1 protein-coding gene (only partly in view) is annotated in these 23,565 nt (G+C 34.2%); it reads left to right on the forward strand.

All coding sequences use genetic code 11. The features are described 5' to 3' along the window. Positions 1–23,565, forward strand: partial view of a Calx-beta domain-containing protein gene (locus tag AC2GW8_RS00185; RefSeq protein WP_440880785.1) — the 5' portion only. It continues 14,199 nt past the right edge of the window; the window shows 23,565 of its 37,764 coding nt (coding positions 1–23,565); its start codon is at positions 1–3; the stop codon falls past the right edge of the window.

Here is a 23,565-nt window from a genome sequence, read left to right on the forward strand (position 1 = left end):
ATGCGATTAACTCATAGTATTCTTGGTAAAAAAAGTTTATTTTACGATTTGTTTCCACTCACTATATTTTCATTTGGTATTAAGTTTAGAAACAATACAAGCAAACTACCTTACATTTTTTTTAAAAAAACAACAGCTTGCTATGTCGTAAATACTTTTAACTCGATTTTTTTTAAAATAAAATATATTTTTTTTTTAATTTTTTTTGTTCTTTTAGGGATACAAGATTTAAAAGCTCAATGGACATTCCCATATCCAACTACAGGTTCACCATGCACTGGATGCGTACCTTCTGGTTGGTCAATGTTAAAAGGAACACCTGATATATCATCTTTGTCTAGTTGGATTGGTTATAATCACTATTCTTCATCAGGTAGCATTACTGTACTGAGTCCAGACGGGATTTCAAATTCTTTTATGTCAGTAAATCTCGATGAAGCTACTCAAACTACTTTTACAGCCCCTGCAGGAGCAGACTATATTAATATTTACTTCGGTGGATTTGGCACCAATCAATCGGGGTCAGGGCCCATTGCCGCTCAACCAGGCAATACAGCAAATGTTGTTATTAATGGAGCACCTGTTGTCGCAGAAGAAATTCCTTGGGACGGACAATGGCATATGAGAACTTTTTCAATTAATCCAGGAGCCTCTAATACAATTCTTTGGGACGCTACATTGAACAGTTCTTTAGATAAGAGTACCATACATATTTACATACCAGCCTCTCAAATATCTACAGAGGATACTGATGGTGATGGTATTAATAATGATATTGATATTGATGATGATAATGACGGTGTACTAGATAGTCAAGAGTGTTCTGAAACTAATAGTACCTTGTTTTTTGATGAATTTTCAGGGAGTGCTTTAAATGCACCTAATTCTCAAGTTCCTAATGGATGGACAAATATTAATTCTTCAGATTTAATTACAATTAACAATACAATAGATGGAGGAAGTTTTGTTAATGATTCAAATAATAGTGGAGTTATTGTGAGGTCTACTAGTTATGGTACTTCCTATATCGAAGGTATTTATAGAACAGTTAGTGGTTTTGAAATAGGAGAAGAGTATTACATTTCACTGGAACAATCAATTTACCACTATACATGGGGAGGGTGTACAGGGCAGTGGAAAGTAATTTTAGGAGGAGAAATTCTTAGAACACCTACAATGAGTCTACCTCCTTGGGGACAAAATGCACCTTTTGAAACCGTAGCGATTGGTCCTTTTACAGCTACAGCTAATAGCATGGAATTACGAATAGAAGATGAAAGTAATAATGATGGACTTCAATCAGCTGATTTGTTGTTAGATGCGATACATGTTTATAAATTAGAGGTAACTTCATGTGATATTGACGGAGACGGTATTGTTAATGAACTTGATTTAGATAGTGATGGAGATGGATGTAGCGATTCCGTAGAGTCAGGAAATACTCTAGGGTCTAATAATGATACGATAAACTATAAATCAGGAGCTGATTCAAACTCAAACGGTTTGTTAGATGAGTTTGAAGATGGAACTACCGGTACTATAAACTATGTTTCAACTTACAGTTACGCTATTGATAATAATTTAAATGCTTGTGCCGATACAGATGGAGATGGCATTGGTGATTTAATAGATATCGATGATGATAATGATGGTGTATTGGATACAGATGAAGATAAGGGGGATTCAACAAGAGATACCGATAATGATGGTATTGTTAATCGTTTAGATTTAGATAGCGATGGAGACGGATGTTCGGACAGCGTTGAGTCAGGAAATACAATTAAGGATAATAATGATATCACTAACTATAATACAGGAGTAGATGCAAATCTAAACGGATTATTGGATCAATTTGAGGATGGTGCAACTAGCAATATTAATTATACGTTAACTTATCATTTCGCTGACGATTCAAATTTAAATGCTTGTGCCGATACAGATGGAGATGGGGTTGGTGATTTGATAGATATAGATGATGATAATGATGGAATCTTGGATATAGATGAAGGATGTGAATTATCAAAACTCGATTTTTCAACATTAACATGGACTGAAGAAGATGCTTCTATGAATGTTACCACTACAACCAATTCCATAAACACAAGTGGTACTGGTTGGAGAAATCGTTTTTCAAACGAAACATTTTCGTTACCATTAGATATTTCTTTTACTTACAATACAACTAGTGCAGAAAAAATGTTTGGTTTTGCACCTGCTGAAGGTACTGTAGTGACCGATAATTGGAATTCAATGGCATATGGTTTTTATATTTCAAATTCAACAAGTTATGCTAGATATAATCAAACTTATGGAACCTCTACATCAAGTTCACAAAATAAAGTACATAGAATAATAATTGATTCTTCAGGAACATTAACTTTATATGTTGACGGAGTTGTTTTGTATACACAATCTGGATTATCTACCACGGATTATAGATTTTACATAGCAAATAATGGAGACAAAGAATTAATAAATCTTGATTTTGAAGATCCTAATGGTTATTTGGTTTGTTCTCTAAATTCAGATTCCGATGATTTTTCAAACCATTTGGATTTAGATAGTGATGGAGATGGGTGTTCGGATAGTGTTGAGTCAGGAAATACAATTAAGGATAATAATGATATCACTAACTATAATACAGGAGTAGATGCAAATTTAAACGGATTATTGGATCAATTTGAGGATGGTGCAACAGGAAGTATTAATTATAATTCTACCTATTACTATGCACTGAGTGTTATTACTAATGCATGTGCTGACACAGATGGTGATGGCGTAAATGATTTAATAGACATTGATGATGATAATGATGGTATCCTTGATACTATTGAATTATCTTGTAAAGCGGGTGCGGTAACAGTAAGTAATACAGTTTTAACAGCAGGAAGTCAACAAATTCAAGGGACTTTTACAAGTGGATTAGGTATTGCTGATTTTGATATCCAATTTACAAATTTGAGCGCGGCATTGGATGCATCGAATATTATTTCTAGATCTGCCGGAATTCATTATATAGTTGATGATACAAATTTAGGAGATTATGAGGTGGCTTTTACAGTAATTCCTCAGTTGGGAAGCTTATTAGGAAGTATCGAATGGGGACCTAATCTTATAAAAAATACAGACACAGAAAACAATAATGATGAACAAACAATAACTTTATCATGGAGCCCTGCCGTAACTGCAACAGTTATTGATCCAGATAATCAATTAGACATCGCTGATGGAACAATAATAAATTCAGGACAAGCCATAGTTCAAGGTGCTGAATATGAACATACCAGTCAACCAACATGGAAAATAATATTCAATACAAACTTATTGCCTTCTGCCTTCCAAATTAATGCTTCGCATATGGCACTTGCTGGTGTTGCTGATTTAAGAGACGAAGGATTCTCTTTAGTAGCTAATGTTTGTTATTCCGAAAATACAGACAATGATATTACTGTTAATAGCTTGGATCTAGATAGCGATGGAGATGGTTGTTCTGATGGTGTTGAATCAGGAAATACATTAGTAACAAATAATGACATTATTAATTACAACACTGGAGTGGATACGAATTCAAATGGGTTATTGGATCAGTTTGAAGAAGGAATTACAGGAAGTATAAATTTTGAATCAACCTATGCCTATGCGATAGAAAGTTTATTAAGTACTTGTGTTGATACTGATGGAGATGGTATAGGAGACTTAATTGATATTGATGATGACAACGATGGAGTTTTGGATGTTGATGAAGGATTAAATTGTAATACAAGTATTAATTTAGGTGTTGATGGGACTTTTGAAGATTTGGTAGATGTTGCTAGCACAGATGCCTATAATGGAAATGTTAATTCAGGAGGTTGGATCGATGGAAGTGGAACCCCAGATTCGTGGCAGTCACCAATGCCCAACACAGGCTCGGGTACATGGGGAGGAATAGCGGATGGTATGCCATCATCACCCGATGGAGGCGTATTTGTAGGAGGTTCGACTAATAATACAGGAACAGGAGAATCTTTTTATAAAAATATTGTTGGTTTAACAATAGGAGAGCAATACACAGTAGTTTTCTATCAAGCTCATGCGGGAATCCAAGGAACTACCCAATTCAATGATCTTGCACGTTATGATGTTTTGTTCGGAAGTGAATTACAAGCTAGTAATGAGCAACCCTATCTTGGTGAGGGAAATCAAGTGTGGGAAGAGCAACGATTACTTTTTACAGCGACAGCAGTAACTCAAAGATTGGAATTTTTTGCACATTCAGGCTCAGATAATCACACAGGTGGTTCTTCGGCTTATAATTATCCGGTTGTTGATGATATTAGAATTTTAGAAGGCGACCAATTAATACCGATCATTGGTGGGTGTGTAACTATCGATACGGATAACGATACTATTCCTAATCATTTAGACTTAGACAGTGATGGAGACGGATGTTCGGACAGCGTTGAGTCAGGAAATACAATTAAGGATAATAATGATATCACTAACTATAATACAGGAGTAGATGCAAATTTAAACGGATTATTGGATCAATTTGAGGATGGTGCAACAGGAAGTATTAATTATAATTCTACCTATTACTATGCACTGAGTGTTATTACTAATGCATGTGCTGACACAGATGGTGATGGCGTAAATGATTTAATAGACATTGATGATGATAATGATGGTATCCTTGATACTATTGAATTATCTTGTAAAGCGGGTGCGGTAACAGTAAGTAATACAGTTTTAACAGCAGGAAGTCAACAAATTCAAGGGACTTTTACAAGTGGATTAGGTATTGCTGATTTTGATATCCAATTTACAAATTTGAGCGCGGCATTGGATGCATCGAATATTATTTCTAGATCTGCCGGAATTCATTATATAGTTGATGATACAAATTTAGGAGATTATGAGGTAGCTTTTACAGTAATTCCTCAGTTGGGAAGCTTATTAGGAAGTATCGAATGGGGACCTAATCTTATAAAAAATACAGACACAGAAAACAATAATGATGAACAAACAATAACTTTATCATGGAGCCCTGCCGTAACTGCAACAGTTATTGATCCAGATAATCAATTAGACATCGCTGATGGAACAATAATAAATTCAGGACAAGCCATAGTTCAAGGTGCTGAATATGAACATACCAGTCAACCAACATGGAAAATAATATTCAATACAAACTTATTGCCTTCTGCCTTCCAAATTAATGCTTCGCATATGGCACTTGCTGGTGTTGCTGATTTAAGAGACGAAGGATTCTCTTTAGTAGCTAATGTTTGTTATTCCGAAAATACAGACAATGATATTACTGTTAATAGCTTGGATCTAGATAGCGATGGAGATGGTTGTTCTGATGGTGTTGAATCAGGAAATACATTAGTAACAAATAATGACATTATTAATTACAACACTGGAGTGGATACGAATTCAAATGGGTTATTGGATCAGTTTGAAGAAGGAATTACAGGAAGTATAAATTTTGAATCAACCTATGCCTATGCGATAGAAAGTTTATTAAGTACTTGTGTTGATACTGATGGAGATGGTATAGGAGACTTAATTGATATTGATGATGACAACGATGGAGTTTTGGATGTTGATGAAGGATTAAATTGTAATACAAGTATTAATTTAGGTGTTGATGGGACTTTTGAAGATTTGGTAGATGTTGCTAGCACAGATGCCTATAATGGAAATGTTAATTCAGGAGGTTGGATCGATGGAAGTGGAACCCCAGATTCGTGGCAGTCACCAATGCCCAACACAGGCTCGGGTACATGGGGAGGAATAGCGGATGGTATGCCATCATCACCCGATGGAGGCGTATTTGTAGGAGGTTCGACTAATAATACAGGAACAGGAGAATCTTTTTATAAAAATATTGTTGGTTTAACAATAGGAGAGCAATACACAGTAGTTTTCTATCAAGCTCATGCGGGAATCCAAGGAACTACCCAATTCAATGATCTTGCACGTTATGATGTTTTGTTCGGAAGTGAATTACAAGCTAGTAATGAGCAACCCTATCTTGGTGAGGGAAATCAAGTGTGGGAAGAGCAACGATTACTTTTTACAGCGACAGCAGTAACTCAAAGATTGGAATTTTTTGCACATTCAGGCTCAGATAATCACACAGGTGGTTCTTCGGCTTATAATTATCCGGTTGTTGATGATATTAGAATTTTAGAAGGCGACCAATTAATACCGATCATTGGTGGGTGTGTAACTATCGATACGGATAACGATACTATTCCTAATCATTTAGATTTAGATAGTGATGGAGATGGCTGTTCCGATAGCGTAGAGGCAGGAAATACATTAAGTATAAATAATGACATAGCAAATTATAATGTAGGAGTTGATATAAATGAAAATGGATTACTAGATCAGTTTGAAGATGGAGCGACAGGTACTATCAATTATACTTCAAAATATTCACAGTATGCATTAAGTGGTTTTTTAAACTTTTGTGCTGATACTGATGGAGATGGTATTAATGATTTGGTCGACTTAGACGATGATAATGATGGAATTTTAGACGGGACGGAATCTCCTACTTGTTATTATACTTCAGAGGAAGTAGCAATTTCAAAGGTTACTACCACGCTAACAAATTACGCTATAAGTACATCTTACGAGTTTTCAGAATTGTATGATAGTGTATTAAATGATCTAGCATCATACGGAGTCAACAATACTGATATTACTGGAGAAACTATTTATGAAATAGAAATGTTATTTCCTGTGGAATTAACAGAAATAGATGTTGTATTTAATTACAGTATTTTTAGAACGGCAGCAACCTTTAAATGGCAGGGATATGATGGAGCAAATTGGGTAGATGTAACAGGAGTTTTAAATGAAGCAGAAACTACAAATAATACGTATACTTATCCTTTTAATGTGACAGGAAAAGAATACTCTAAGTACCGACTGTTAGGGGTTTCAGGCAAAACATATTACAACAGGATTTATGAAATAATACCGAAAGTAGATTCTAGTGTATATGTTCCTTCATTACACCCAAAGTTGAGTTGCAGTAATGATTTAGATGGAGATTCAGTTTACAATCATTTAGATTTAGATAGTGATGGCGATGGTTGTTCTGACAGCGTTGAAGCAGGGAATACTTTAGTATCAAACAATGATATTGCCAATCATAATTCAGGGGCAGATTCAAATCAAAATGGATTATTAGATCAGTTTGAAGATGGAACTTCAAATACTATCAATTATAATTCAACCTATAGTTATGCTATCGATAGTGATTTAAATGTCTGTTTGGACTCCGATGGAGATGGTGTTGGAGATTTAATTGATATCGATGATGATAACGATGGTGTTTTGGATATTTTGGAAAATTCAAGTTGTGAAATGATAGGTACACCTACCCTTGGATATTCAGGAAGTTATCCTTTTGGGACAACGGCAATTCAATATCAATTAGCAAATTCAGAGAATTATGGAGGAGAGGGTATTTATTCAGCTGTAGATAATCCTTTTAGTTTTATAGATGTTACTAATGATTTAAATAATTTATCAGCGGAAGAACTTTTAGAAAAATATACCATTATTAATATGGGGACTGGTGATCCGACTGAGGTACAATCTCAAAAAATTTATGACTATGTCGTATTAGGAGGAACAGTACTTCACTCTTATAATATTGGTGCGGGATCTACATTAATGTCTAAATTTGGTTTTTCAGGTGCTGTGGGTACTGTTCACGGTTCTCAGCCATTTAGCTTGGGTCAAGCTAATATTCTTAATGGTGTTTTTGGAGATGTTAGAGGAGTGTCAAATATAGGTAATACTCCTCCTGCAGGAACCCTTTCAGTTTCTCAATTACCACCAGAAGCTATTGTTTTAGGAACGATAAATTCCAATGGAGAGGTTGCTGGTTGGATAGCAGGTTCGCCTGGGACAACAAAAGGGAGGGCAGTATTTATTTTTGATGAGCTAGGATATTTAGCTCAAGGAAATACCCCTTCTAATTCTTTAGACATATATTTAAATAATATTGTGTCTTATTTGCTGGATGAATCTTTGAAAAGATTTATCTGTAATAATGATTCAGATGGAGATGGAATTGTAGATTCTTTAGATTTAGACAGTGATGGAGATGGTTGTTCTGATAGTGTTGAAGCAGGAAATACACCTCCTACAAATAACGACCTTGTAAACTTTAATACAGGTACTGATGCCAATATGAATGGTTTGTTAGATGAATTTGAAGATGGAGTAACAGGTGGTATAAATTACACTTCAACTTATGAACAATATGCCTTAAGTGATTTCTTAAACTTTTGTACTGATACTGATGGAGATGGAGTCAATGATTTGGTTGATATTGATGATGATAATGATGGGGTATTGGATGCAATAGAATCACCTAATTGTTATTATACTGAATCGGAAATAACCATACCTTTTAAGGTAACTACAGAGTTAACTACCAGATCAAATGAAGAAATTGAGAGAAGTTTTGATAATGATTTAGCTACTTATTCATCTTTTAATCCAACACAAAATATTGCCAATATTACACTTTTTGAAATAACCCCAGTAGTACCAATTGCTATTAATACAATTAATTTTGAAATGGTGAATTGGTACATGACAACAAATGCTAGTTCTATAGCTAAGCTTCAAGGGTTCAACGGAAGTATATGGGTTGATTTATCAGTTGCTGAGGCACATAATACAGTGGCTAATGGAACGGATACTTTTATAAATACGATCCACTCGAATAGGGTTTATGAAAAGTATAGAATTTATGGTGTTGCAGGAACCAATTATTATAGTGGGGTTAAAGAGATCACATTCGATATAAATAATTTTGTTTCTGAGTTATATCCTAAACCTGCTTGTTCTGCAGATAGTAATGGAGATTCAGTTTACAATCATTTAGATTTAGATAGTGATGGTGATGGTTGTTCTGACAGCGTTGAAGCAGGGAATACTTTAGTATCAAACAATGATATTGCCAATCATAATTCAGGGACAGATTCAAATCAAAATGGATTATTAGATCAGTTTGAAGATGGAACTTCAAATACTATCAATTATAATTCAACCTATAATTATGCTATCGATAGTGATTTAAATGTCTGTTTGGACTCCGATGGAGATGGCGTTGGTGATTTAATCGATATCGATGATGATAATGATGGAATTTTAGATGAGAATGAAGGTTGTGGTGTTTTAAAGTTTGATTTTTCAACATTAACATGGACTACAGAAGACGCATCAATGAACGTCAGTACAACTGCTAATTCGATTAATACAAGTGGCACTGGCTGGAGAAATCGTTTTTCAAACGAAACATTCTCATTGCCTTTGGATGTTTCCTTCACTTACAGTACTACTAGTGCAGAAAAAATGTTTGGTTTGACTCCAATTGGAGGAGTTATAGCCGTAAATAATTGGAATTCTACAGCTTTCGGTTTTTTTCTTTCAAATACCACAAGTTATGCAAGATATGATCAAACCTATGGGGTATCAACAGCAAGTTCACAAAACAAAACACATAGAATAACGATTGATTCTTCAGGAACTTTAACTTTATTTGTTGACGGAGTCGTTTTATACACGCAGTCTGGATTACCTATAACAGATTATAGGTTTTACGTAGCAAATAAAGGAGATAAGGAACTAATAAATCTTGATTTTGAAGAATCGGAAGCCATCGTTTGTTCTTTAGATTCAGATGGAGATGGAATTCCAAATGCCTTAGATTTAGACAGTGATGGAGACGGGTGTTCGGATGGTGTAGAAGCAGGAAATACTCCAATAGCTAATAATGATGTTATCAATTATAAAACTGGAACAGATTCAAATCTAAACGGATTATTAGATCAGTTTGAAGATGGAGTGACAGGTACTATCAATTATACTTCAAAATATTCACAGTATGCATTAAGTGATTTCTTAAACTTTTGTGTAGACACTGATGGAGATGGAATTAATGATTTAGTTGACTTAGATGATGACAATGATGGGGTTTTAGATGCAACAGAATCGCCAGATTGTTATTATACTGCAGACGAGGTGGCCATTTCAAATGTCACAACCACGCTAACAAATTACAATACAAGTTCTTCTTATCAGTTTTCAGAATTGCATGATGGTATTTTAAATGACATAGCTTCCTATGGAGTGTACGATACAGATATTACTGGTGAGACTGTTTATGAATTAGAAATGTTATTTCCAGTAGAATTAACTGAGATAGAAGTTGTATTTAATTATAGTATTTTTAGAACTACTGCCACCTTTAAATGGCAGGGGTATGATGGGACAAATTGGGTTGATGTAACAGGCGTTTTAAATGAAGCAGAAACTACAAATAATACGTATACTTATCCTTTTAATGTAACAGGAAAAGAATACTCTAAGTACCGACTGTTAGGGGTTTCAGGCAAAACATACTACAACAGGATTTATGAAATAATACCGAAAGTAGATTCTAGTTTATATGTTCCTTCATTACACCCAAAGTTGAGTTGCAGTAATGATTTGGATGGAGATTCAGTTTACAATCATTTAGATTTAGATAGTGATGGCGATGGTTGTTCTGACAGCGTTGAAGTAGGGAATACTTTAGTATCAAACAATGATATTGCCAATCATAATTCAGGGGCAGATTCAAATCAAAATGGATTATTAGATCAGTTTGAAGATGGAACTTCAAATACTATCAATTATAATTCAACCTATAATTATGCTATCGATAGTGATTTAAATGCCTGTTTGGACTCTGATGGAGATGGCGTTGGTGATTTAATCGATATTGATGATGATAATGATGGTGTTTTAGATATCATAGAAAGAGATTGTTCTTTATCATTTAAAACAAGAACATTAGTGGATTTTTCTTCTTTGGTCTCTGGTTCTGAGTTAAGCAATCAACTTGAAAGTTCATATGGAATGATATTTTATTCATTAAGCGGTTATCCAGCAGTAATAAGATCTTCGCATGGAGGTTTCGTAGGTAGTCTTGTTGTCGGAGGAGCAAATACTTCTGGAAGCTTAAATTGGTCAGGAGTTGGAATGACATTCGTGAATAATGTCAATTATATAGAAATGCATGGTGATCCCATAGGAAATGGAGGAACTATATATTTTAATGTATACGATAGTAACGATAATCTTCTTTACTCAAATACGGCTCCTGACGGAGGAACTGTGTTTAGCTATCAATCTGGAAGTGACAATATAGCGAAAGTAGAAATTTATGAAAACAATCCTGCTTCTGCTCAAGATGTTGCCTTTGGGGATATTTATCTAAAAAGAAATTATTGCATAAATCAAGATACCGATGGGGATACAATTTTAGATCATTTAGATCTAGACAGTGACGGTGATGGATGTTCTGATAGTGTAGAAGCAGGAAACACGGTTCCAACAAGTAATGATATTACAAATTATAATGCAGGAACAGATGCCAATAACAATGGTTTATTAGATCAGTTCGAAGATGGGACTAATGGAGATATTAACTACACTTCAACTTATGAACAATATGCCTTAAGTGATTTCTTAAACTTTTGTGCTGATACTGATGGAGATGGAATTAATGATTTAGTTGACTTAGATGATGATAATGATGGTGTTTTAGATGCCACAGAATCTCCAAATTGTTACTATACATTATCTGAAATAGCAGTACCTTCTGAGGTTATTACGGAGTTAACTACCAGATCAAATGAAGGAATTGAGAGAAGTTTTGATAATGATTTAGCTACTTATTCATCTTTTAATCCAACACAAAACATTGTCAATATTACACTTTTTGAAATAACCCCAGTAGCACCAATTGCTATTAATGCAATTAATTTTGAAATGGTTAGCTGGTACATGACTACTAATGCGAGTTCTGAGGTTAAACTTCAAGGCTATGATGGAAGTACATGGATTGATTTATCATTGGCAGAAGCGCATAATACCATAGCCAATGGAATTGATACTTTTATAAATACGATCCACCCGAATACGGTTTATGAAAAGTATAGAATTTATGGTGTTGCAGGAACCAATTATTACAGTGGGGTTAAAGAGATCACATTCGATATAAATAATTTTGTTTCTGAGTTATATCCTAAACCTATTTGTTCTGCAGATAGTGATGGAGATTCAGTTTACAATCATTTAGATTTAGATAGTGATGGAGATGGCTGTTCCGATAGCGTAGAATCAGGGAATACTTTAGTAAATGATAATGACATTTCTAATCATAATTCAGGTACAGATTCAAATCAAAATGGCTTATTAGATCAGTTTGAGAATGGGGTGACAGGTACTATCAATTATACGTCAAGCTATACAGAGTATGCACTTAGCGATTTCTTAAACTTTTGTGTAGATACTGACGGCGATGGAATTAATGATTTAGTTGATTTAGACGATGATAATGATGGGATTTTAGATGCTATAGAATCACCAGATTGTTACTATACTACGGAAGAGGTAGCAATTTCAAATGTTAAAACCACGCTAACAAATTACAATACAGGTTCTTCTTATCAATTTTCAAAATTGTATGATGGTATTTTAAATGACATAGCATCATACGGAGTCAACAATACTGATATTACTGGAGAAACTATTTATGAAATAGAAATGTTATTTCCTGTGGAATTAACAGAAATAGATGTTGTATTTAATTACAGTATTTTTAGAACGGCAGCAACCTTTAAATGGCAGGGGTTTGACGGAACGAATTGGGTTGATGTAACAGGCGTTTTAAATGAAACAGAAACTACAAATAACACGTATACTTATCCTTTGAACGCAACAGGTAGTATCTATTCAAAATACCGATTGTTAGGTATTTCAGGGAAAACCTATCATAACCGTATTTATGAAATCATACCCAAAGTTGATGCTAATGTATACCAATCTTCTTTGTATCTAAAATCGAGTTGTACTAATGATACAGATGGAGATTCAGTTTACAATCATTTAGATTTAGATAGTGATGGCGATGGCTGTTCTGACAGCGTAGAATCAGGGAATACTTTAGTAAATGATAATGACATTTCTAATCATAATTCAGGGGCAGATTCAAATCAAAATGGATTATTAGATCAGTTTGAAGATGGAACTTCAAATACTATCAATTATAATTCAACCTATAATTATGCTATCGATAGTGATTTAAATGTCTGTTTGGACTCCGATGGAGATGGCGTTGGTGATTTAATCGATATCGATGATGATAATGATGGAATTTTAGATGAGAATGAAGGTTGTGGTGTTTTAAAGTTTGATTTTTCAACATTAACATGGACTACAGAAGACGCATCAATGAGCGTCAGTACAACTGCTAATTCGATTAATACAAGTGGCACTGGCTGGAGAAATCGTTTTTCAAACGAAACATTCTCATTGCCTTTGGATGTTTCCTTTACTTACAGTACTACTAGTGCAGAAAAAATGTTTGGTTTGACTCCAATTGGAGGAGTTATAGCCGTAAATAATTGGAATTCTATAGCTTTCGGTTTTTTTCTTTCAAATACCACAAGTTATGCAAGATATGATCAAACCTATGGGGTATCAACAGCAAGTTCACAAAACAAAACACATAGAATAACGATTGATTCTTCAGGAACTTTAACTTTATTTGTTGACGGAGTCGTTTTATACACGCAGTCTGGATTACCTATAACAGATTATAGGTTTTACATAGCAAATAAAGGAGATAAGGAACTAATAAATCTTGATTTTGAAGAATCGGAAGCCATCGTTTGTTCTTTAGATTCAGATGGAGATGGAATTCCAAATGCCTTAGATTTAGACAGTGATGGAGACGGGTGTTCGGATGGTGTAGAAGCAGGAAATACTCCAATAGCTAATAATGATATTATCAATTATAAAACTGGAACAGATTCAAATCTAAACGGATTATTAGATCAGTTTGAAGATGGAGCAACAGGTGGCATAAACTATTCTTCAACTTATGAACAATATGCCTTAAGTGATTTCTTAAACTTTTGTATAGACACTGATGGAGATGGAATTAATGATTTAGTTGACTTAGATGATGATAATGATGGTGTTTTAGATGCCACAGAATCTCCAAATTGTTACTATACATTATCTGAAATAGCAGTACCTTCTGAGGTTACTACGGAGTTAACTACCAGATCAAATGAAGGAATTGAGAGAAGTTTTGATAATGATTTAGCTACTTATTCATCTTTTAATCCAACACAAAATATTGTCAATATTACACTTTTTGAAATAACCCCAGTAGCACCAATTGCTATTAATGCAATTAATTTTGAAATGGTTAGCTGGTACATGACTACTAATGCGAGCTCTGAGGTTAAACTTCAAGGCTATGATGGAAGTACATGGATTGATTTATCATTGGCAGAAGCGCATAATACCATAGCCAATGGAGTTGATACTTTTATAAATACGATCCACCCGAATACGGTTTATGAAAAGTATAGAATTTATGGTGTTGCAGGAACTAATTATTACAGTGGGGTTAAAGAGATCACATTCGATATAAATAATTTTGTTTCTGAGTTATATCCTAAACCTACTTGTTCTGTAGATAGTGATGGAGATTCAGTTTACAATCATTTAGATTTAGACAGTGATGGTGATGGATGTTCTGATGGTGTAGAAGCAGGAAACACGGTTTCAACAAGTAATGATATTACAAATTATAATACAGGAACTGATGCCAACAACAATGGATTATTAGATCAGTTCGAAGATGGAGCAACAGGCGATATAAACTATACTTCAACTTATGAACAATATGCATTAAGTGATTTCTTAAACTTTTGTGCTGACAATGATGGAGATGGTGTTAATGATTTAACAGATATTGATGATGATAATGATGGAACATTAGACGCTACTGAATCTCCAGATTGTTATTATACTGAATCGGAAATTACCATACCTTTTAAGGTAACTACGGGGTTAACCACCAGATCAAATGAAGGAATTGAGAGAAGTTTTGATAATGATTTAGCAACTTATTCCTCTTTCAACCCAACACAAAATATTGTTAATGTTACACTCTTTGAAATAACCCCAGTGGCACCAATTGCTATTAATGCAATTACTTTTGAAATGATTAACTGGTATATGACGACTAATGCGGGTTCTGAGGTTAAACTTCAAGGCTATGATGGAAGTGCATGGATTGATTTATCATTGGTAGAAGCGCATAATATGGTTTCCAATGGAACTGATACTTTTATAAATACCATTAACCCGAATACGGTTTATGAAAAGTATAGAATTTATGGTGTTGCAGGAACTAATTATTACAGTGGGGTTAAAGAGATCACATTCGATATAAATAATTTTGTTTCTGAGTTATATCCTAGATCTACCTGTTCTGCTGATAGTGATGGAGATTTAGTGTACAATCATTTAGATTTAGATAGTGATGGTGATGGCTGTTCTGACAGCGTTGAAGCAGGAAATACTTCAGTATCAAATAATGATATTGTTAATCATAATTCAGGGGTAGATTCAAATCAAAATGGATTATTAGATCAGTTTGAAGATAGAATTTCAAATACTATAAATTATAATTCAACCTATAATTATGCTATCGATAACAGCTTAAATGCATGTTTAGATACCGATGGAGATGGCGTTGGTGATTTAATCGATATTGATGATGATAATGATGGAATTTTAGATAATCAAGAATCTGCTAATGGTAAATCATGTTTCTCTTGTGAATTTGACCCAGAATATCAATATGTAAGTTGGGTAGATGCCCCTTATGTAAATAATGGTTATACTGAAATTTATGGGGTAGCAATGATAAAAGGGGAACTGGTAAATGCAACCGTTACCTCAAGTATCTTACATGGTTTTGATGGACCTTTCCAGACGGATGATTTCTGCCCTCCTATAAATGCAACTAATGCCTCGATTTCTTCAAATCATGTTGGATCACATACTATTGATTTTGATAAGCCAGTATTGAATCCTCGTTTAATGATAAGTTCAATGAATACAGGAGCAACGTTCCCTCATGATGTAATTGTAATTCAAGGAGGCGTGGCTACCGTTCGAAATAATATTTCAGGTTGTGAGTGTGATGCTACAGTAATTTTCCCGGGTGTATATAATCAAATTACTTGGACTGGGGGAGGTAACGAATATAGAATGAGTATTAGTGTGACTCTTGAAAACGTCATGTCAACAGGCACTGTTCCTTATATTCAAACGGATATTACCGTAGGAGAGTGTATCGATATTGTTACAGATCAAGATACTGATGGTGATTCTATTCCTGATAGACTAGATTTAGATTCTGATGGAGATGGTTGTTCGGATAGTGTTGAATCAGGAAATATCTCAATAGCTAGTAATGACATTGCTAATTATAATACAGGTACTGATGCCAATATGAATGGTTTGTTAGATGAATTTGAAGATGGAGCAACAGGTAGCATAAACTATACTTCAACTTATGAACAATATGCCTTAAGTGATTTCTTAAACTTTTGTGTAGACACTGATGGAGATGGAATTAATGATTTAGTTGACTTAGATGATGATAATGATGGTGTTTTAGATGCCACAGAATCTCCAAATTGTTACTATACATTATCTGAAATAGCAGTACCTTCTGAGGTTACTACGGAGTTAACTACCAGATCAAATGAAGGAATTGAGAGAAGTTTTGATAATGATTTAGCTACTTATTCATCTTTTAATCCAACACAAAATATTGTCAATATTACACTATTTGAAATAACCCCAGTAGCACCAATTGCTATTAATGCAATTAATTTTGAAATGGTTAGCTGGTACATGACTACTAATGCGAGTTCTGAGGTTAAACTTCAAGGCTATGATGGAAGTACATGGATTGATTTATCATTGGCAGAAGCGCATAATACCATAGCCAATGGAGTTGATACTTTTATAAATACGATCCACCCGAATACGGTTTATGAAAAGTATAGAATTTATGGTGTTGCAGGAACCAATTATTACAGTGGGGTTAAAGAGATCACATTCGATATAAATAATTTTGTTTCTGAGTTATATCCTAAACCTATTTGTTCTGCAGATAGTGATGGAGATTCAGTTTACAATCATTTAGATTTAGATAGTGATGGAGATGGTTGTAGTGATAGTGTAGAATCAGGAAATACCTCTATTTCAAATAACGATGTTACAAATTACAATACAGGAAGCGATTCAAATCAAAATGGCTTATTAGATCAGTTTGAAGAGGGTACCACGGGTACTATCAATTATACGTCAACCTATACAGAGTATGCCTTATCTGATTTCTTAAATTTTTGTGTAGATACAGATGGTGATGGAATTAATGATTTAATTGATTTAGATGATGATAACGATGGTGCGTTGGATGCAACAGAATCACCAGATTGTTACTATACTGCAGACGAGGTGGTCATTTCAAATGTTACAACCACGCTAACAAATTACAATACAAGCTCTTCTTATCAGTTTTCAGAATTGTATAATGGTATTTTAAATGACATAGCTTCCTATGGAGTGTACGATACAGATATTGCTGGTGAAACTGTTTATGAATTAGAAATGTTATTTCCAGTAGAATTATCTGAGATAGAAGTTATTTTCAATTATAGTATTTTTAGAACTACGGCCACCTTTAAATGGCAAGGGTATGATGGGACAAATTGGGTTGATGTAACAGGCGTTTTAAATGAAACAGAAACTACAAATAACACGTATACTTATTCTTTTAATGCAACAGGTAGTACTTATTCAAAATATCGTTTGTTGGGTGTTTCAGGGAAAACCTATTATAACCGTATTTATGAAATCATACCTAAAGTTGATGCTAATGTATACCAATCTTCTTTGCATCCAAAATCGAGTTGTACCAATGATACAGATGGAGATTCAGTTTACAATCATTTAGATTTAGATAGTGATGGAGATGGCTGTTCCGATAGCGTAGAATCAGGGAATACTTTAGTAAATGATAACGATATAGCTAATTATAATTCAGGGGCAGATTCAAATCAAAATGGATTATTAGATCAGTTTGAAGATGGAATTTCAAATACTATAAATTATAATTCAACCTATAATTATGCTATCGATAACAGCTTAAATGCATGTTTAGATACCGATGGAGATGGCGTTGGTGATTTAATCGATATTGATGATGATAATGATGGAATTTTAGATAATCAAGAATCTGCTAATGGTAAATCATGTTTCTCTTGTGAATTTGACCCAGAATATCAATATGTAAGTTGGGTAGATGCCCCTTTTGTAAATAATGGTTATACTGAAATTTATGGGGTAGCAATGATAAAAGGGGAACTGGTAAATGCAACCGTTACCTCAAGTATCTTACATGGTTTTGCTGGACCTTTCCAGACGGATGATTTCTGCCCTCCTATAAATGCAACTAATGCCTCGATTTCTTCAAATCATGTTGGATCACATACTATTGATTTTGATAAGCCAGTATTGAATCCTCGTTTAATGATAAGTTCAATGAATACAGGAGCAACGTTCCCTCATGATGTAATTGTAATTCAAGGAGGCGTGGCTACCGTTCGAAATAATATTTCAGGTTGTGAGTGTGATGCTACAGTAATTTTCCCGGGTGTATATAATCAAATTACTTGGACTGGTGGAGGTAACGAAAATAGTATGAGTATTAGTGTGACTCTTGAAAACGTCATGTCAACAGGCACCGTTCCTTATATTCAAACGGATATTACCTTAGGAGAGTGTATCGATATTGTTACAGATCAAGATACTGATGGTGATTCTATTCCTGATAGACTAGATTTAGATTCTGATGGTGATGGTTGTTCGGATAGTGTAGAATCAGGAAATATCTCAATAGCTAGTAATGACATTGCTAATTATAATACAGGTACTGATGCCAATATGAATGGTTTGTTAGATGAATTTGAAGATGGAGCAACAGGTAGCATAAACTATACTTCAACTTATGAACAATATGCCTTAAGTGATTTCTTAAACTTTTGTGTAGACACTGATGGAGATGGAATTAATGATTTAGTTGACTTAGATGATGATAATGATGGTGTTTTAGATGCCACAGAATCTCCAAATTGTTACTATACATTATCTGAAATAGCAGTACCTTCTGAGGTTACTACGGAGTTAACTACCAGATCAAATGAAGGAATTGAGAGAAGTTTTGATAATGATTTAGCTACTTATTCATCTTTTAATCCAACACAAAATATTGTCAATATTACACTATTTGAAATAACCCCAGTAGCACCAATTGCTATTAATGCAATTAATTTTGAAATGGTTAGCTGGTACATGACTACTAATGCGAGTTCTGAGGTTAAACTTCAAGGCTATGATGGAAGTACATGGATTGATTTATCATTGGCAGAAGCGCATAATACCATAGCCAATGGAGTTGATACTTTTATAAATACGATCCACCCGAATACGGTTTATGAAAAGTATAGAATTTATGGTGTTGCAGGAACCAATTATTACAGTGGGGTTAAAGAGATCACATTCGATATAAATAATTTTATTTCTGAGTTATATCCTAAACCTACCTGTTCTTCAGATACTGATGGAGATTCAGTTTACAATCATTTAGATTTAGATAGCGATGGAGACGGTTGTAGTGATGGTGTAGAAGCAGGAAATACCTCTATTTCAAATAACGATGTTACAAATTACAATACAGGAAGCGATTCAAATCAAAATGGCTTATTAGATCAGTTTGAAGAGAGTACCACGGGTACAATCAATTATACGTCAAGCTATACAGAGTATGCCTTATCTGATTTCTTAAATTTTTGTGTAGATACAGATGGTGATGGAATTAATGATTTAATTGATTTAGATGATGATAACGATGGTGCGTTGGATGCAACAGAATCACCAGATTGTTACTATACTGCAGACGAGGTGGTCATTTCAAATGTTACAACCACGCTAACAAATTACAATACAAGCTCTTCTTATCAGTTTTCAGAATTGTATAATGGTATTTTAAATGACATAGCTTCCTATGGAGTGTACGATACAGATATTGCTGGTGAAACTGTTTATGAATTAGAAATGTTATTTCCAGTAGAATTATCTGAGATAGAAGTTATTTTCAATTATAGTATTTTTAGAACTACGGCCACCTTTAAATGGCAAGGGTATGATGGGACAAATTGGGTTGATGTAACAGGCGTTTTAAATGAAACAGAAACTACAAATAACACGTATACTTATTCTTTTAATGCAACAGGTAGTACTTATTCAAAATATCGTTTGTTGGGTATTTCAGGGAAAACCTATTATAACCGTATTTATGAAATCATACCTAAAGTTGATGCTAATGTATACCAATCTTCTTTGCATCCAAAATCGAGTTGTACCAATGATACAGATGAAGATTCAGTTTACAATCATTTAGATTTAGATAGTGATGGAGATGGCTGTTCCGATAGCGTAGAATCAGGGAATACTTTAGTAAATGATAACGATATTGCTAATTATAATTCAGGGGCAGATTCAAATCAAAATGGATTATTAGATCAGTTTGAAGATGGAACCTCAGGTACTATTAATTATACTTCTACCTATAATTATGCTAATTATAGCAACTTAAATGCCTGTTTAGATACCGACGGGGATGGTGTTGGTGATTTAATTGATATCGATGATGATAATGATGGGATCTTAGATATTGATGAGTTAGCTTGTGAAGCTTCAGGTATAAACGATTATATTGGACCAACCTATATAGAAAGTATATCTGTTGAAAATATTGGTACTATTAACAATACTGATGTAATTTTTCCAGATCATCTTATTGATGGGGATACTGTATTAGGTAATACCCATTGGATAGATATAAGCGGTGATGATTCTAACTATGATATACCAATTTTATATAATTTAACCTTGGTAGCCCCTCTTACGGTTACTGGTTTTTTAATTTATCAAGATTATGTAATTCCAGCAGATGGAATTGCTGAGGCAACTATTTTTATATATGATGAAAATAATTTTTTATTAGGAGAAGAATACCTATCAAGTATACCAAATGATCCAAATGGGGCAACCTATGTTGATTTTTCTAAATTGTATTATAATGTCAAAAGATTTGTAGTATCTCAAACTAAAACATTTCCTGGTGGTGGTGCAGGAAATACTACCCAAATTAGAGAAATGGGATTATTTTCTAGCTTTGTTTGTACAAATGATACTGATGATGATGGTATTTCAAATGCTTTAGATTTAGATAGTGATGGAGATGGATGTTCTGATAGTGTTGAAGCAGGTAATACCGCAATAGATGGCAATGACATTGCTAACTATAATTCTGGTACAGATGCAAATTCAAATGGATTGTTAGATCAGTTTGAAGACGGTAATACGGGTAACATAAACTATAGCTCGACCTATTTGCAATATGGAGTCAGAGATTTCTTAAATTTTTGTATGGATACTGATGGAGATGGAATTAATGATTTAATTGACTTAGATGATGATAATGATGGTGTTTTAGATGCCACAGAATCTCCAAATTGTTACTATACATTATCTGAAATAGCAGTACCTTCTGAGGTTACTACCGAGTTAACCACCAGATCAAACGAAGGAATTGAAAGAAGTTTTGATAACGATTTAGCTACTTATTCATCATTCAATCCAACACAAAATATTGTTAACGTTACGCTTTTTGAAATTACACCAGTAGCACCAATTGCTATCAACGCAATTAATTTTGAAATGGTGAACTGGTATATGACAAGTAATGCGAGCTCTACGGTTAAACTTCAAGGCTATGATGGAAGTATATGGATTGATTTATCATTAGCAAAAGCGCATAATACGGTTTCCAATGGAACTGATACTTTTATAAATACCATCAATCCAAATACTGTTTATGAAAAATATAGAGTTTATGGTGTTGCGGGAACTAATTATTACAGTGGGGTCAAAGAGATCACATTCGATATAAATAATTTTATTTCTGAGTTATATCCTAAACCTACCTGTTCTTCAGATACTGATGGAGATTCAGTTTACAATCATTTAGATTTAGATAGCGATGGAGACGGTTGTAGTGATGGTGTAGAAGCAGGAAATACATCTATCTCAAATAATGATTTAATTAGTTACAATCTAGGAGCTGACGCAAACAGTAATGGGTTACTCGATCAGTTTGAAGATGGTATTACAGGAAATATAAATTATATTTCTACTTATGAATCATTTGCATTGGATGCTAGTACTAATGCATGTACAGATACTGATGGAGATGGAATTAATGATTTGGTTGATATTGATGATGATAATGATGGAGTATTAGATACAGATGAACAGAATTGTAATGTATTGGAAGTTACAAAATCAGGAGATATAACTTGGCATGGAACAGCTGAATCCAATGTGCAATCGCCTATTTCAACAACTTTATCAGTTACAGGAACTGCATGGTCAACTGCTTACTCTGATCAAATTTTCACTTTACCATTAGTAATAGAAGGTACTGTTACATCAGCATCTAATGGAATGATAGGTTTTTTACCAGTTAGCGGAACAGAAATTACAGGTTCAAATTGGGATGATGGAGGATATAAATTCCAATTTGATGCGTCTAATGGAATGTATGTTCGCCACGGAACCGCAGTTAGTGGATGGCATGGTCCTTCGATTTTAGGAACTACATTTAGGTTAGAAGTAGATGTTGCAGGAAATATGAGTTATATTCATAATGGAACGATTGTTTACACTGGTATAGTTCCATTGGAAGATTATAAAATAACTATTTCAACGGGACCTTTTAATATTGAAAATTTTACAGTTTCAGATAAATCAACTACCTGTTCCGATATCGATAATGATGGAGATACGATTCCAGATCATCTCGATTTAGATAGTGATGATGATGGTTGCTCCGATGATGTTGAAGCAGGTAATACCTTTGCAACAGAAAATGATACTGTTGGATATAATACTGGAATTGATGCCAATAAAAACGGATTATTAGATCAATTTGAGGAAGGAGTGTCAGGAAATATTAATTATGTTTCTACTTACAGCCAATATGCATTAGATGATGCTCAAAATTTATGTAATGATTGGGATGGAGATGGTATTGGAGATATTATTGATGTGGATGATGATAATGACGGAATTTTTGATACAGATGAAAGAAATTGTAACCCAATAGCATCAACAAATCCAGAAAATTTGTCTTGGCACGGAGCAGCTGCTTTAGATATCACCGCTCCAATAACGACTAGGCTACAAGTTGATGGAGCAGCTTGGGCAACGGCTTATTCCGATCAAACCTTTACCTTACCAATCATAATGGAAGGAACCATAACTAATGCAGGAAACGGAATGATAGGCTTTTTCCCCGTTAGTGGAACGGAAATTACAGGAAATAACTGGGATGATGGTGGATACAAGTTTCAATTCGACTCAGCGAATGGGATGTACATACGTCATGGAGCTGCGAATAGCGGTTGGTACGGACCATCTATTATTGGAGCTACCTTTAGATTGGAAGTAGACGAATTGGGAAATATGACATATACCCATAATGGAACTACGGTG

The organism is Tenacibaculum profundi (genome assembly GCF_057162725.1).